Source organism: Corynebacterium sp. ES2715-CONJ3 (assembly GCF_024814365.1).
Taxonomy (GTDB): domain Bacteria; phylum Actinomycetota; class Actinomycetes; order Mycobacteriales; family Mycobacteriaceae; genus Corynebacterium.
Genome location: NZ_JANUXS010000008.1, coordinates 19,273 through 34,612, shown reverse-complemented (window position 1 = coordinate 34,612; position 15,340 = coordinate 19,273). Strand labels below are relative to the sequence as shown.

Genomic DNA, 15,340 nt, shown 5'->3' with positions numbered 1-15,340 from the left:
TAAGCACCTAGGACTCACTCTCTTCGATCCAACCGCCTGAGTCAGCAACGATGCTGCCACTCAATGATCTGGCTGAACCTTTCTTGGTTTGTTCCGACCAAAAATTTGGTTCACAGAACAATCCCTCCCAGTATATTGCATAGCCCAGCTCACATTCAAGAAAGCAAGCGGATTTTCTCACATGACTCAAAAATAAACCCACAGCAAAACCACAGCAAACCCACAATTTTGACCGCGAGATTCACCCCGTTTCCCACATCCCTTTCCCCCTCATGCCCAGCTATCCTGTTACTCTGTTAGCCCATGGCCTACTACTCAATCCGCATGCATGCCTCCAACCAAGGAACCCACATCTCCGGCGCCGAACGTCTCACGAACGCTTCCGCTAGAGACAAACCTAGCGATATTACCCAGATTGCAGCAGATTTAATAGAGCGCGCCCTCACTCATCCTAAGGCAGAGCCGGATAGCATCTCCTTGCGCGTCGAGAGACTAGACCAAGACCCACTGCGTGTCCCTCTACTTCCCTGCGTAGAGCTTCCCGCCGGCACCAGTATCGCAGAACTATTAACCAAAAATGGGCTTAGCACCTCCGCGGCAGAACTGGCGCAAGACTTGATTTTCTCAATTAAAGACATGCGTGGGGCCGCCTTGTTAGATGCTCGCCGACTCCGCCGCATAGAGCCCGATCGGCATCGCGGTATTCGAGTTAGCACCTTTGACTATGAGCACACTATCCACCGAGGATCAAAGAATCACCACGTCGAGGCTCGCATTTTGGCAACGAAAACCCTTAGTGCACCTGGGGTTGTGGCTGAACTTTGCATGAGTGACGATCCCGACTACACAACAGGTTATATAGCATTAGCAGGAACCTATTACCGAATTCCTAATATGAAGAAAAACGGTAGTGGTGGTCGAGTGATCATCGTGGATAGTACCCAATATAATTTCGACCTCGGGCGTACGATCGCTTATCTCGAAGACCAACCCGTCCTTGTCACGGGACACTTCCACGGTGGTCACGATGACTAGTCTGAACAGCGTCACCACATCCTGGAACCACCAATGGGAGGCAGCTGAGTTACAGCGAAGTCCCCGTCGGTTCGACACCGCCCCACAACCGCGCACAGTCCTCAATGGGCATCCCACACTTAGTTTTGCAAGCAGCGATTACTTGGGGCTCGCGTGCGATCCCCGCGTCATTGCGGCTGGACAAAAAGCCTCCAATTTATACGGTGCAGGTTCTGGTGGGTCTCGGCTAACATCCGGCGAAACGATTCATCGAATGCTAGAGAACCAACTAGCGGAGTTCTTCGGTTACTCCGACTGTATTTTTTTCGCTACCGGCTATCTGTGCAACTTGGGCGTCATTTCAGCACTAGCTGGTCCCGAGGTGACAGTGTTTTCCGACGCCTTCAACCACGCCTCGCTCATTGATGGTATTAAGCTCGCTAAAAGCTCTCAGCTCACAATCTACCCCCACCAGGATTTCGAATACCTCGCCCGCGCGTTGAGCCACCGCACGACTCCACACGCTCTTATCATCTCCGATGGTGTCTTCTCTATGTCGGGTTCGGTGGTGGATCTGCCCAGACTGGCGCAGCTAGCCGCCGACTACGATGCGTGGTTGCTCATCGACGATGCACATGGGGTAGGCACCGTGGGACGGACTGGACGGGGCGTCAGCGAGTGGGCCGGTATAAAGCCCGATATATTAATCGGAACTGCATCTAAAGCTTTGGGTGTGGAGGGGGGCTTTGCTCTCTGCAGCACTCCGGTGCGGGAATTCCTTTACAACCACTCTCGTAGCTTTGTTTATTCCACCGCTCCAACTCCAGCCACAGTTGGAAGCTGTAGCGAGGCTCTCCGAATTCTCGATACCGATCATCAACTCATCGCTCGTCTGCACGAGGTCATCGGATATTTTTATGCATCGATGAGAATGCAATCGCCCTCGGTCCCCCATCCCATTATCCCGGTTCCCATTGGCGATGAACGCCTAGCTATAACCATCGCTCGCAATCTCGAAGATGCCGGGATATATGCCCCCGCCATTCGATATCCCACTGTTGCCCGCGGGAAAGCATTACTCCGGTTGTGCCTTTCTGCTTTGCACACCGAAGCCGATATTGATCGACTGGTCGCCTCAATCGTCTGCAATAGCTAAACTATGTCACGCTCGTCTACTTTCAATAAGGATGAAGTTTTGATCACACATCCTCGTATAATGTCACTGTAAAAGCATGGGAGGTTACCCCCATTGGATTGGAGAAAAAACACCCTTCCCCTCGATTCGCAGAGCTTAGTGCACGAGCGATAAACAGACTTAGCCCTATTTGGACACAAATTCCCAATAGCGTTGACGAGAAGATGAGAGTTTAGGCGAAAGAGTTGTGCGCCTACCCCCATCAAGATCACTAAACCGCAGGTTGAATTATGTTTTTTTGCGTGCCACCATAGGTAACGTGCAATTACTTGTTGAAAATCAGCTCCTCGCTTTGATCACCATCATGGCCGTCGGATTACTCGTAGGGAAGATTCGGATCGGAAATTTTCGACTCGGCGTAGCTGCTGTGCTTTTCGTTGGTCTGGCCTTCGCTACCATTGAACCGCGCATCACCCTACCCCCCATTTTGTTCATTGTGGGTTTGAGCCTATTCGTCTATACCATCGGGCTCGAAGCCGGCCCAACATTTTTCGCATCGATGAAAACCATCGGGCTCAAAAACAATATGCTGGGCTTTAGCATGATCATTGTGCTGACCGGGATTTCATATATAGCTATCAAGCTTGCTGGAATCGATGCCGCTTCCGGAGCGGGACTATTTACCGGTGCTGGCACGAATACTCCTGCTATGGCTGCCATTGTGGATACCATGCCACAGCTTCTAGGTAACGAAAATAGTGACGTAGCAGAGCTTCCTGTCGTTGCGTACTCGCTTGCCTATCCCATTGGTGTGCTCGGTGTCATTCTCTCGATCGCACTCATGTCCAAAGTTTTTAAAATCAATCACGAGCAGGAAGCAAAAGACGCAGGCGTAGCTGTCACCCCTCTAGAGACTCGTCGATTCAAGGTCACCGAAGAGAACCTACCCCCCATCAATCAATGGCCCCATGCCTTCGAATTGGAGATTATAGTATCCCGAATCGAGCATAACGGTAAGTTCTACCTGCCAGAACCAGGCGATGAAGCCGAACTCGGCGACACGGTCTCGATAGTTGGCACAGCCATGGAGCTCGACAAGGTGGGCGCCTTCGTCGGTGAGCACGTCCCTGGCTCTCCCACTCACGGCGAGACTATTGACTACCGCAGAATCTTTGTGTCGTCCCCAGATATTGTTGGTATCCCTCTCCGCAAGCTACGTTCTCGTCTCCACGATATGTTGGTGACACAGGTGCGCCGAGGGGATATGGACACGGTGGCCACCCCAGATACCGTCCTGCAGTTAGGCGATCGAGTTCGCGTTGTGGCTCCTCGAGGTCGAATCGATCAAGCCACAAGGATCTTCGGCGATTCCTACAAATCCCTGTCCGATATTAACCTTCTTCCCCTGGTTACGGGCCTCGGATTCGGTGTACTGCTAGGCATGGTGGCACTTCCTCTTGTTGGTGGCGCTGAACTTAAGCTCGGCTCCGCGGGCGGCCCCCTCATCGTGGCATTACTTCTCGGCTATATCGAGCGCACCGGTCCTGTAGTGTGGCAAGTACCTTATGGCGCTAATTTGGCCTTGCGTCAATTCGGTATCACACTCTTCCTTGCTGGAATTGGTACCACCGCCGGTGCTGGTTTCGGAGAAGCCCTGAAAGATCCAGAATCTCTAAAGATTATTTTTGTTGGCGCTATAGGCACGATTGCCATGAGTTTGTGCACCCTGATTGTGGGCTATAAATTACTCAAAATTCCATTCGGTCAAGTAGCTGGCATCCTCGCAGGTATGCAGACCCACCCTGCAATTTTATCCTATGTTTCGGACCATACCCGCAACGAGTTGCCCTCTATTGGCTACACGACGGTATACCCGATGGCTATGGTCACGAAGATCCTCTGTGCCCAGCTACTCGCGTTTGCTCTTGTCCTCACTTAACGCCTGATCCAAGACGGAAAAGCTCGCTTCACCTTAACAGGAGGCGAGCTTTTTTTGAGTTTGAACCCCCAATCGCAGAGAGCCCGACCATCCTCTAGATGGCCCCTTGCTGCCATAACTATAGATCTATACTGTAGCTCTTTACCGGTATCTTGGCTTTGGTGAAAGGGTAACGTATGAACGACTAGAGTCCACTACTAAAACCCTAGGTCTCAAAGCGCCACGGTATTCACGGTGCCCGCGATGAGATCAGCTCCTCGGGCCGGAACCTGCAGCGCGCCGAGGGGTTGAAATTTTGTAAGATACTCAACTTTGACCTCATCAACGTATCAACAAACTCGAGTAATCCTCTCACAGGTGACTCTACAATTCTTAGCAATGGGAAAAAGGAAAATTAAGTTACCTTCCCCATCGGCATGGTCGACGAAACGGCGAAAGCAACCACCAACAGAATAAATTGGCCCATTAAGTGACTGATGGGGTGCTTTACCTAAACCAGATATGAACGTCGCTTTAGCAGCTCGACAGCAGCCTAATTAACGCGCAAGTGACTATCCGTTGAATTGTCTAGGAGGGCGAATACCTGAGCAGCCGACTTAAGTTCATAGCGGAAAATAAAGAAAACCCCATTCACCTGATCATTCAGGTGAATGGGGATTACGCACAGCGAGCTTTAGCTGCCAGCGAGCTTCTCGCGCAAAGCGGCAAGTTGCTCATCAGAAGCAAGTGAGCCACCGGTTTCCGCTGCTACTTCCGCTGCTTCGGCCGGAGCTGCCTGGTCAGACTGGGAAGAGTAGTTTCCACCTTCGGACTCACCCGCTGCGGCAGCCTCAGCGGCTGCGGCACGGTTCCGCTCGATTTGCTGGGTGTGAAGCTGGAAGCGACGCTCAGACTCGGCGTAACGAGCCTCCCACTCCTGACGCTGAGCATCGAAGCCCTCGAGCCATTCATTAGTCTCAGGATCGAAGCCTTCAGGGAAGATATAATTGCCCTGCTCGTCATAGGAGTCGGCCATACCGTACTTCGAGGGATCGAATTCCTCGGTGTAGTCCTCATCAGCCTGCTTGAGGGAGAGGGAGATGCGACGACGCTCGAGATCGATGTCGATGACCTTAACCATTGCCTCTTCGTTGACGTTGACAACCTGGTCTGGTACCTCGACGTGACGCTGAGCCAGCTCGGAGATATGTACGAGACCCTCGATACCCTCTTCGACGCGGACGAAAGCACCGAATGGAACGAGCTTGGTAACCTTGCCGGGAACAATCTGGCCGACAGCGTGGGTGCGTGCGAAGACGCGCCATGGATCTTCCTGGGTTGCCTTGAGCGAGAGCGATACGCGCTCGCGGTCAAGATCAACGTCGAGCACCTCTACGGTTACTTCGTCACCAACGGTGACGACCTCGGATGGGTGATCGATATGCTTCCAGGAGAGCTCGGATACGTGAACGAGGCCGTCAACACCGCCGAGATCGACGAAAGCGCCGAAGTTGACGATGGAAGACACGTGACCCTTGCGTACCTGGCCCTTTTGCAGCTGGTGCAGGAACTCCGAGCGAACCTCAGACTGGGTCTGCTCAAGCCATGCACGGCGGGAAAGAACAACGTTATTACGCTGCTTATCGAGCTCGATGATCTTTGCTTCGATCTGCTGACCGATATAAGGGTCGAGTTCACGCACGCGGCGCATTTCAACGAGAGAAGCTGGCAGGAAGCCGCGCAGTCCAATATCAAGGATGAGGCCGCCCTTGACAACCTCGATAACGGTACCGGTAACGGCCTCGTCTTTTTCCTTGAGTTCTTCGATGGCGCCCCATGCTCGCTCGTACTGAGCGCGCTTCTTGGACAGGATCAGACGACCTTCTTTATCCTCTTTAGTGAGAACTAGGGCGTCGATCTCGTCGCCAACCTCGACTACTTCGCCGGGGTCGACATCGTGCTTGATGGACAGCTCGCGTACCGGAATGACACCTTCGGTCTTGTATCCGATATCGAGCAAAACCTCATCGTGGTCAACCTTAACCACGGTACCTTCGACGATGTCTCCATCGTTAAAATATTTGATGGTGGCGTCGATGGCTGCGAGGAAATCCTCAGGAGAGCCGATGTCGTTGACAGCGACCTGAGGTACGTTCTTGGAGGTCATAAGTTAAAAGTGCTCCGAAATATGTAGGAATCGATGATGGACAGTTCATGTCTCTTGAATTGCATCTAAAGAGAGCGATTCAATCTCGCCGCATCCCGTCTTACTTCCCTACATAAGCAAGATGGCGATACGAACATAGACACGCGTGGCCAAGGATACGCCATTTTCCCAGCTAAAGCAAATAGAATGGGTCGCTGTGTTTGCCGATAAAACTCCAACCCCAATAGCCTCATTGGCCAATCAAAAATATTGGGACCTCGATGCCACGCAGTACCACAGAAGTCACGCTGAATATCTGTCATCCTTTTACTGGTGCCCTGAGATGCTTCACGAGCAAGAGGCCCAGTTGCTGGGTGATCTCTCCCAGCATACTGTCCTCGAACTAGGCTGCGGCTCGGCTCCCTGTTCCCAGTGGTTGAAGGTGCGCTTCCCCCACGCATTCGTGGTGGGCTTCGACATTTCATCGTCCATGCTCAAGTATGCAGCGACCTCGTTGCCTCTAGTACAGGCTGATGCCACAGCTCTCCCCTTTGCCCAAGAAACATTCGATTGTGTCTTCTCGGTTTTTGGCGCCATTCCTTTCGTGGAAGATCTCACCGAGTTATTTGGTTCAATCTATAATTTGCTCACCCCCGGTGGACGTTTTGTTTATTCCACGAACCATCCCATGCGATGGGTTTTTCTCGACGATCCAGGCGAAGCAGGACTCATGGCAGTCACATCGTACTTTGAGAAGGACTACGTGGAATATTCCGCTGACGATACTTGCCCTGACTATGTGGAATTTCAGCACACCTTGGCCGACCACATCAACGCCTTAGCCACCAGTGGTTTTCACATCGACGCCTTCGTCGAACCCGAATGGCCGGATTCTTTGGAAACAACGTGGGGCCAATGGTCTCCTCTCCGCGGCAAAATTTTCCCAGGTACTATGATCATTCAGGCTCACCGCCCTCTATAAGGCCACCACTAGAAACTTTAGTGGGCAGCCTCTTCCCAGTTAGCTCCATGTCCGGCTGATACTTCCAGGGGAACCGAGAGCGATATGGCTCGGTCCATCTCGGCTTCCACAATCTTGGTAACCATGTCGAGTTCCCCGGGAGCTACCTCTACCACCAACTCGTCGTGGACTTGGAGGAGCACCCGAGATTGCGTTTTCTCCAAATGCCGGTCGACGCGCAACATAGCAACTTTAATGATATCGGCAGCGCTTCCTTGGATGGGCGCATTCAAAGCCGCACGTTCGGCGTTTTCCCGAGCAACCCGATTTGTGGAACTCAACTCTGGTAAATAACGCCGGCGCCCGAAGAGGGTAGCTGTGTATCCACTGCGTCGAGCTTGTTCGACGATATCATCAAGATAACGTTTAACTCCACCAAAGCGCTCGAAGTAGTTTTCCATGATTCCCTTGGCCTCACCTGGGGTGATTCCCAGCTGTTGTGATAGGCCGAAGGCCGAGAGCCCGTAGACCAGCCCGTAGGACATGGCCTTGACGCGGCGGCGCAACTCCGCCGTCACTTCAGAAACGGGGACATCAAATACTTTTGATCCCACGTAATTATGAAGATCCTCACCACGTTGATACGCCTCAATAAGGCCAACATCTTGCGAAAGATGCGCCATCACTCGCATTTCAATCTGGGAATAATCGGCAGTCAAGAGCGTGTCGTACCCTGGCCCAGGAGTGAAGGCGGAGCGGATTTTGCGCCCGGCTGCAGTTCGCACTGGGATATTCTGCAGGTTAGGTTCCGTGGAGGATAGTCTGCCCGTGGACGTCACAGTTTGGTTAAAGGTGGTGTGAATACGCCCATCCTCGCCGATAGCTTTAATCAGACCCTCTAGAGTGGTCTTCATTTTCTGATATTCGCGGTGTGCTAAAAGATGATCAAGGAAGGGATGCGGATATTTGACAGCAAGCGCTTCAATCTCTTTAGCTGCTGTGGAGTAGCCTGTCTTGGTTTTTTTAGTTTTGGGAAGTCCCAGAGTTTCAAAAAGGACAACCTGCAGCTGTTTCGGTGAGGTCAGGAGGAGCGTCGGGTCACCCGCGAGCTCACGTGCTGCCTCTTCCTCCCTGGCCACTTGGTCTTTGAAGTCTGCCAGCTGTTCCTCTAACACAGCTCGATCCACCGCAATTCCGGCATCCTCCATCACAGCGAGTGACTGGATAAGAGGAATCTCTAAGTCGCTATAAAGCTCGAAGGAGTCCATTTCTTGCAATTCCTTGGTCAAGGATTCAGCTAGCGAGATAATTGCCCGAACAGAGTCCTTAAGGATGCGATGGTTATCCTCGTCGATCAAGCTCAATTGACCCCCGTTATCGGCACCGAGTTGTCCCTGAAGATGCCGCTGATAAACATCCTCGAGAGAGTAGGTTCGCTGGCCGGGGCGCAATATATAGGCAGCCACAGCAGTATCATGGCGGATCCCCGATAAAGTGAACCCGCGTCCCTTTAACATGTGGTAGCACGCTTTGGCCTCATGCATAATCTTGGGGGCGTCGCTGGAGAAGAATTTAGCCAGCGCCTTCTCCTCCTCGGGGCTCAGATCTGCAAAGTCACCCACGATAACATGGTTCTTGCTATCGAGGAGTGCATAGGCATAGGCGTCGCCGCTCGCCGGTGTTCCTCTCCCTTGAATATAGACCGCCGTTCCCGCAGCTAGGTCACGGCTAGGATCTTCTAACCAATGATGGACAGGTTGACTGTCTTCGATGAGTTCTCTTTCGTCGCGGGCCGATTCCTGAGTCTGAGGTTGCTCCCCTAAACCTAGGGCTTCAAAAATGCGTTCGCGAAGATTTTTACCAAATTCGAGATCTGAAAATTTATCCAGAACCGCCGTAATATCGACCGTTCCCCGCTGGAGCTGCTCCGGGGACAATTCTAAGGGAAGATCTTTGACCATCTCGGTGAGCGTGCGATTCATACGCACTTGATCAATGCGCTCGCGGAGATTGTTGCCTACTACTCCCCCAATTTCTTCAGCATGCGCAAGCAAGTTGTCTAGATTACCGTAGTGGGTAATCCACTTGGTTGCGGTTTTCTCTCCCACTTTTGGAATCGAGGGGAGATTATCCGATGGGTCGCCCCGAAGAGCTGCGAAGTCCGGGTATTGCTCAGGACTCAGACCATACTTTTCCTGCACAGCTTCAGGGGTAAAGCGGTGCATAACCGAAACCCCCTTCATGGGATACAGCACCGTGGTGGAATCGTTCACCAACTGGAAAGAATCGCGATCTCCAGTAACTATAAGAGTAGTAAAACCAAGGGGTTGAGCGGCGGTAGCCAATGTGGCAATCACATCATCGGCCTCATAATGGTCTTTTTCGATGGTTTTCAGGCCAAGGACTTCAAGCACGTCCTTGATTAGCGAAATTTGCCCTTTGAACTCCTCAGGGGTGGGCGCACGCTGTGCCTTGTAATCTGGGAACAGTTCACTGCGAAAAGTAGGAGCCTCGAGGTCAAAGGCCACCGCGATATGAGAGGGTTCTTCTTCGCGTACTAATCCTGCAAGCATAGAAAGGAAACCGTAGACAGCATTGGTGTGCTGACCTCCAGACGTGGAGAATTTATCGCTCGGAAGCGCGTAGAAAGCACGGAAAGCCATAGAATGACCGTCAATGAGCATAAGGCGGCGTGGGGCGTCGATTTTGTTGTTCTCCATCTCAGTCACGAAAGACCAGTCTAGTCGATCGCGGGAATAGTCGGGGATGGGTAGGATGACGTTGGGATTTCCAGAAATCTAGAAAATAGGTTAATATTTCCCCGTGCGCCCCTGTAGCCCAATTGGCAGAGGCAACGGATTCAAAACCCGTCCAGTGTGAGTTCGAGTCTCACCAGGGGCACGATAGTCACCGCCACGGAGTATTTTTACACGTGGCGGTTTTGCTATCACATTATAAAAAATCTGATACTCATATAAACAGTAAGGCGCTCAATGGACCACTCAACTCAGGGGATCCGCTCCTCAAACCCTGTTTCACATCTTGTTCATGTTGTCATTGGTGCTCTCATTGGACTTGCCGAGATGGTTCCGGGCGTCTCCGGTGGCACAATTGCGCTCATCAGTGGTATTTACGAGCGCGCGATTAACAACGCCGACGCGCTGCTGAACGTGGCGAAATCGCTCGTTCGCGATCGTTCGAACCTTGCGGCTGCGGTGAGGAAAGTCGAGTGGCTCTTCCTCGCTGCGGTGGCTGTGGGAATGCTAGGTACTGTCTTTGCGCTTTCTGGAGTGGTTCATTCCTTTGTGGAGAATTCTCCCCAGACTGCCCACGCCCTTTTTCTCGGTATGGTTGCTGTCTCACTGGTCGTCCCGATCAAGCAGACCAACAAGCAGGACTTAAAAGCCAAGTTGATCCCTGCGCTTTCGCTCCTCGTTGCAACCGCTATAGGTATGTTTTTCCTCACCGGATTCACCTCGGCCGAGAAATCTGATCCATCACTACTGATCATATTTGGGGCTGCTGCTATTGCTATCTGCGCGCTTGTATTACCTGGAGTATCCGGATCCTTCATTCTCCTAGCGATCGGTCTATATGAGCCAGTTATTGGCGCAGTGAGCGAACGCAACCTCACGGTCCTCTTGGTCTTTGTCGCGGGGGCGCTCACGGGGCTGTCGTTGTTTATCAAAGTGTTAAATTATCTGCTCAATAACCATCACTCTCTCACCATGATGGCGATGGCGGGGCTGATGTTGGGTTCGTTACGTGCACTATGGCCGTGGACTGGCGATTCGGGAGAGCTTCTCGCACCGAGTGGCAATACTGGCTGGTTGCTGTCCATGATGGCGCTCGGTGGCGCCATTGCTGGTGCCGTGATGATCCTCGAACGCTTTAATACCCAGGGATCGAAGAACTAACAAGGTTTCCGAATAGCGAAGTAGTTACCCGCGTGTGTGCCGAGTGTGTCTGGTTGGACTAGTAGCGCGGGTACGATTATCGCTTGCACCTTCGCGCGGTTTGAGGTCACAAGTAACTGGGTGCGGGTGGAGAGACCTGAACCAGGCTGTTCTCAGCCCCCTTTGTGAAGTATTGGTGGCGAGCATCATTCCCGTAATCAAATGCATACTTTCCGCATATTTTGTGAATTGTATGCATATATTCGATAACTGCCTCGCAGGGCTGACTCCGCAAAGGTTGGTCAGGCACCCCCAAACCTCCGGTATAACCACTGCTTGGAGACATTTTATTGTCTCCTGTCGATTACGGGGGTAAGACGTCCACCGTAAAGGGTATGAAAAATTTATTCAGTGTGATAAATTTATTTCCATGACTTCAACGATGAAACACCAATCGATCTACCGCTCGGCAGCGAGCATAGTCACCGTCGGTTTACTCCTCAGCGGTTGCGTTACAAACACGGAAGGTAATACCGCCGCCATTGATGGTGAATCCCCGTCCTCCGCTGCCAGTAACGGTCTTCCCTCTGGTTGGAAGGAAATTACTCCTGACACCGTTGACGCTATAGCCGCTCTCGTTCCATCAGACATCGCTGAGGATGGCAAGATCAGCATTGGCACCAACCCACCCTTCGCCCCCGCTGAATTTAAAGATTCCGATGGTAAGATCATCGGCTTTGATATCGATCTTGCTCGTGCGGCCGCTTCCGTGCTGGGCTTGGAACTGGAAGTTAAGGACCTCGACTTCTCATTGATCCTGCCCCAAATCGACGGTGGCTCCGTAGAATTCGGGGCTTCCGGCTTTACCGATAACGAGGAGCGGAGGGCTAACTTCGACTTCGTCGATTATTTCAATGCCGGTATCCAGTGGGCCGCAGCTCCCGGCTCAGGCGTCGATCCCGATGAGGCGTGTGGCCTGACTGTGGCCGTTCAACGGGCCTCAGTCTCCGAGACGGTAGATGTAGCCGAACGCTCGGCAGCATGTGAAGCAGCTGGCAAACCAGCAATCAAAACCTTATCTTTCGACAGCTCCGATGCCGCCGCTAATGCTGCCATCCTTGGGCGTGCCGATGCATTCTCGGGCGACTCCCCCACGGTCGCGTGGGCTGTTGAACGCTCTGAGGATAGACTCGAACTAGTTGGAGATATCTTCGCCGTTGCCAACTATGGTTGGCCCGTTAAAAAGGGCTCAGAATTAGCCCCCGCTCTCGCAGCCGCCCTCCAGCACCTCATCGACAACGGCGACTACGAAGAGATTTTAGCTCAGTGGGGCATGAAGAATGGCCTCGTTGAAGCCGCTGCTATCAATGGTCAGCCCATCAACTAGCCAACCATCCTCTGATATCCCACCCACTCCCTTGGCACCGCATGAGCAACCGAGGGAGTCTAAACATTCGAAAGATTCTTGTTATGAGCACCCCACGAGGCCCCAAACCCATTGAGGCTAAATCACTCCACCACCCAGGACGGTGGGTTACGGCCACCATCTTGCTGAGCATTGTCGCTCTTTTTATTTATTCATGTAGCCAAAATGAAGCCTTCGGGTGGGACACTTATTTTCAGTACCTTTTCGATACTCGTATTGCCGAAGCGGCTCTGCACACTATTGCGCTCACAGTGCTAGCCATGCTTATTGGCGTTGTCCTCGGTCAGATCCTCGCCATCCTAAGGATGTCGCCCAATCCCGTGTTGAGCGCCATCGCATGGTCTTATTTATGGATCTTTAGAGGCACCCCAGTCTATGTACAACTGGTGTTCTGGGGTCTAGCTGGCAATATTTTCAAAGTACTCAACCTGGGGATAGCTGAGATCGACCTCGAAAGCGCACTGAGAAATACGTTCTTCCTCGCCGTCCTAGGACTCGGTCTGAACGAGGCGGCCTATATGGCAGAAATCGTGCGCTCCGGGATTCAGGCTGTGCCCCCTGGACAAATCGAAGCATCAAAGGCCCTCGGTATGAGTTGGTGGACCACTATTCGCCGCACAATCTTGCCGCAGGCACGCCGTATCATCTTGCCTCCCACAGGCAATGAGTTCATTTCCCTGCTCAAGACCACGTCGCTCGTCGTCGCGATTCCTTATTCAATGGAGTTATACGGGCGGGCCATGGATATTGCGAACGCTCTTTTTGACCCGATTCCTTTGCTTCTTGTTGCGGCAACGTGGTACCTCGTTATCACCTCGTTGCTGATGGTGGGCCAACACTACCTAGAGATTTACTACGATCGTGGGGCAACCAAGGAGTTGACAGCTCGCCAACTCAGCGCCCTAGCCGATGCAGAGGGAACGCTTCCGAAAAATATCAATATTGTTCCCGAGACCCCTAAGCGGAAATAAGAGAAGGTACTCAAAGATGAATACACCCATGATTGAGGCTCAACAGGTCTGTAAGTCTTTCTCCGGCCTCAAAGTCCTCAAAGGTATCGACCTTATAGTTCCGAAGGGCTCAGTAACGTGTTTGATCGGACCGAGCGGTTCCGGTAAGTCCACCTTCTTGCGCTGCGTCAACCACTTGGAGAAAGTCACCGCGGGTCGCCTCTACGTCGACGGAACTTTAATCGGCTACCGCGAGAAGAATGGCGTACTCTACGAAATTTCCGAGAAAGAGGCGGCTCGTCAGCGCTCCGATATCGGTATGGTTTTCCAAAACTTCAACCTATTTCCGCATCGCACCGCGCTGGAGAATATCACTGAAGCTCCGATTTATGTAAAGAAAATGGATTCTGACAAAGCAAATGAGCGCGCCAGGGAACTCCTTGCCCAGGTGGGACTAGCGCACAAAGCGGATGCTTTTCCGGCTCAGCTATCTGGTGGCCAACAGCAGCGGGTCGCTATTGCCCGCGCGGTGGCGATGGATCCCAAGTTGATGCTATTTGATGAGCCTACCTCTGCTCTCGACCCTGAACTGGTTGGGGAGGTTCTCCGCGTAATGCGTGATTTGGCTGAACAGGGAATGACTATGCTTGTTGTCACTCATGAGATGGGTTTCGCTCGGGAGGTATCCGATCAGGTGGTTTTCATGGATGGTGGCGTAGTTGTTGAATCTGGCCGTCCGGAGGAGGTCCTGGATAATCCTCAGCACGCACGTACCCAGGAATTCCTTTCCAGTATCTTGACCTAGTCGAGGGGCTTGTTGTACTTTTCCTTGATGGCTTTCTCAACGTGCGGAGGTAACACTTCTTTGATATCTCCGCCAAACCGAATCACTTCTTTGCACAGAGTCGAGGACACGTGACCGTATTTGGGATCTGTCATAAAAAACACGGTGTCCACCCCGGAGAGATTGCGGTTCATCTGCGCCATCGGCACCTCGTACTCGTAGTCGAGGGAGGATCGTAGGCCCTTGACGATGACTGAAATATCGTGTGCGCTGGTGTAATCGACCAAAAGATCTGCCCACCAATCCACCACGATATTGGGTACATCGCTAAGACTACGCTCGATGAGATCGATACGTTCCCTCACGCTAAACAGTCCATTTTGCTTATTCGGATTCGCAGTCACCAGGACCGTTAATTCGTCAAATTGGGCCGCAGCGCGACGGAAGATATCAATATGTCCCATCGTCACCGGGTCAAAGGACCCAGGGGCAACCGCTCTGCGCATATGCTTATTCATCGCCATTACCCGTCCGCTAATTCGGAATCAAAAACAGCCATATCCATACGCGCTATACCGAAGGTACGCTTCTTTAATTTTTGGGTGGTTGGGGTAAAACCTGCGGGCCATGCAGTTTGAGGAGAGTCACGGTGGCGTTCGACCACCACAGCGGCACCATCTACAAGCAGGGGTTTAAGCGCCGTGAGCATCTCGATGACGGCAATATCCTCGAGCTCATAGGGGGGATCTGCCAGCACCATGTCAAAATAGTGATGAGGCGCCATCGCTAAATAGCTAGACACGGCCCTTTGTTCAATGCTCACACCAGGATGGCCTACTACTGCAGCGTTCTCTTTGATGATCGCACAGGCACTGGCCTGGGACTCGACCAATACCACCTCGCTAGCCCCCCGAGAGGCCGCTTCTAGGCCGAGCGCTCCTGAACCTGCAAAGAGGTCGAGAACGCGCGAATCTTGAAAGCCGAAGCGTACTTGAAGAGAAGAGAATAAGCCTTCACGGGCCCTGTCTGAGGTAGGCCGGGTCCCCTGCTCGGGAACTTTGATCTTGCGGCCGCGAGCTTGTCCAGCAATAATTCGCGTTTTGCCCATTT

12 protein-coding genes and 1 tRNA gene are annotated in these 15,340 nt (G+C 52.5%); 9 read left to right on the top strand and 4 right to left on the bottom strand.

The annotated features are described in order from the left end of the window. The first annotated feature begins 303 nt into the window (after positions 1-303). The 3 genes from NXT00_RS09125 to NXT00_RS09115 all read left to right on the top strand — a co-directional run bounded on the left by NXT00_RS09125 (position 304) and on the right by NXT00_RS09115 (position 4,088). Positions 304-1,035: a 6-carboxyhexanoate--CoA ligase gene (locus NXT00_RS09125; protein ID WP_259080302.1), complete on the top strand. Its 732-nt coding sequence runs from the start codon at positions 304-306 to the stop codon at positions 1,033-1,035. Then, positions 1,028-2,170, top strand: coding sequence for an 8-amino-7-oxononanoate synthase (locus tag NXT00_RS09120; RefSeq protein WP_259080301.1), 1,143 nt, complete (start codon positions 1,028-1,030; stop codon positions 2,168-2,170). The genes NXT00_RS09125 and NXT00_RS09120 overlap by 8 nt, the downstream gene beginning before the upstream one ends. 298 nt (positions 2,171-2,468) lie before the next feature. Beyond that, complete coding sequence (locus tag NXT00_RS09115) at positions 2,469-4,088, top strand: aspartate:alanine exchanger family transporter (RefSeq protein ID WP_259080300.1); 1,620 nt, start codon at positions 2,469-2,471, stop codon at positions 4,086-4,088. A gap of 673 nt (positions 4,089-4,761) precedes the next feature. On the opposite strand, the gene rpsA is transcribed toward NXT00_RS09115, so the two are convergent. Continuing rightward, positions 4,762-6,234: a 30S ribosomal protein S1 gene (rpsA, locus tag NXT00_RS09110; protein ID WP_259080299.1), complete on the bottom strand. Its 1,473-nt coding sequence runs from the start codon at positions 6,232-6,234 to the stop codon at positions 4,762-4,764. Between the two features lie 196 nt (positions 6,235-6,430). On the opposite strand from rpsA, the gene NXT00_RS09105 reads away from it, so the two are divergent. Beyond that, on the top strand, positions 6,431-7,195 hold the full coding sequence (locus NXT00_RS09105; protein WP_259080298.1) for a class I SAM-dependent methyltransferase: 765 nt from the start codon (positions 6,431-6,433) through the stop codon (positions 7,193-7,195). A 17-nt stretch (positions 7,196-7,212) separates the two neighbouring features. Here the strand turns inward: NXT00_RS09105 and polA are convergent, their stop codons facing one another. Beyond that, on the bottom strand, positions 7,213-9,894 hold the full coding sequence (gene polA / locus NXT00_RS09100) for a DNA polymerase I (protein ID WP_396124775.1): 2,682 nt from the start codon (positions 9,892-9,894) through the stop codon (positions 7,213-7,215). Between the two features lie 107 nt (positions 9,895-10,001). Here polA and NXT00_RS09095 point away from each other — a divergent pair. The 5 genes from NXT00_RS09095 to NXT00_RS09075 all read left to right on the top strand — a co-directional run bounded on the left by NXT00_RS09095 (position 10,002) and on the right by NXT00_RS09075 (position 14,251). Beyond that, positions 10,002-10,075, top strand: a tRNA-Leu gene (locus NXT00_RS09095). A gap of 92 nt (positions 10,076-10,167) precedes the next feature. After that, a complete protein-coding gene (locus NXT00_RS09090; RefSeq protein ID WP_259080296.1) occupies positions 10,168-11,091 on the top strand; it encodes a DUF368 domain-containing protein in 924 nt (307 codons plus the stop codon). Positions 11,092-11,500: 409 nt separating this feature from the next. Continuing rightward, entirely contained in the window at positions 11,501-12,457 is a 957-nt protein-coding gene (locus NXT00_RS09085) for an ABC transporter substrate-binding protein (protein ID WP_259080294.1), read from the top strand. An 83-nt stretch (positions 12,458-12,540) separates the two neighbouring features. Then, positions 12,541-13,467, top strand: a complete 927-nt coding sequence (locus NXT00_RS09080; protein WP_259080293.1) for an amino acid ABC transporter permease — start codon at positions 12,541-12,543, stop codon at positions 13,465-13,467. Between the two features lie 16 nt (positions 13,468-13,483). Next, positions 13,484-14,251: an amino acid ABC transporter ATP-binding protein gene (locus NXT00_RS09075; protein ID WP_310470506.1), complete on the top strand. Its 768-nt coding sequence runs from the start codon at positions 13,484-13,486 to the stop codon at positions 14,249-14,251. On the opposite strand, the gene coaD is transcribed toward NXT00_RS09075, so the two are convergent. Beyond that, entirely contained in the window at positions 14,248-14,736 is a 489-nt protein-coding gene (gene coaD, locus NXT00_RS09070) for a pantetheine-phosphate adenylyltransferase (protein ID WP_259080326.1), read from the bottom strand. The genes NXT00_RS09075 and coaD overlap by 4 nt on opposite strands. Before the next feature lie 17 nt (positions 14,737-14,753). Then, positions 14,754-15,338 (bottom strand): 16S rRNA (guanine(966)-N(2))-methyltransferase RsmD, encoded by a 585-nt coding sequence (gene rsmD, locus NXT00_RS09065; RefSeq protein WP_259158781.1) that lies wholly within the window; start codon positions 15,336-15,338, stop codon positions 14,754-14,756. Positions 15,339-15,340 lie beyond the last annotated feature (2 nt).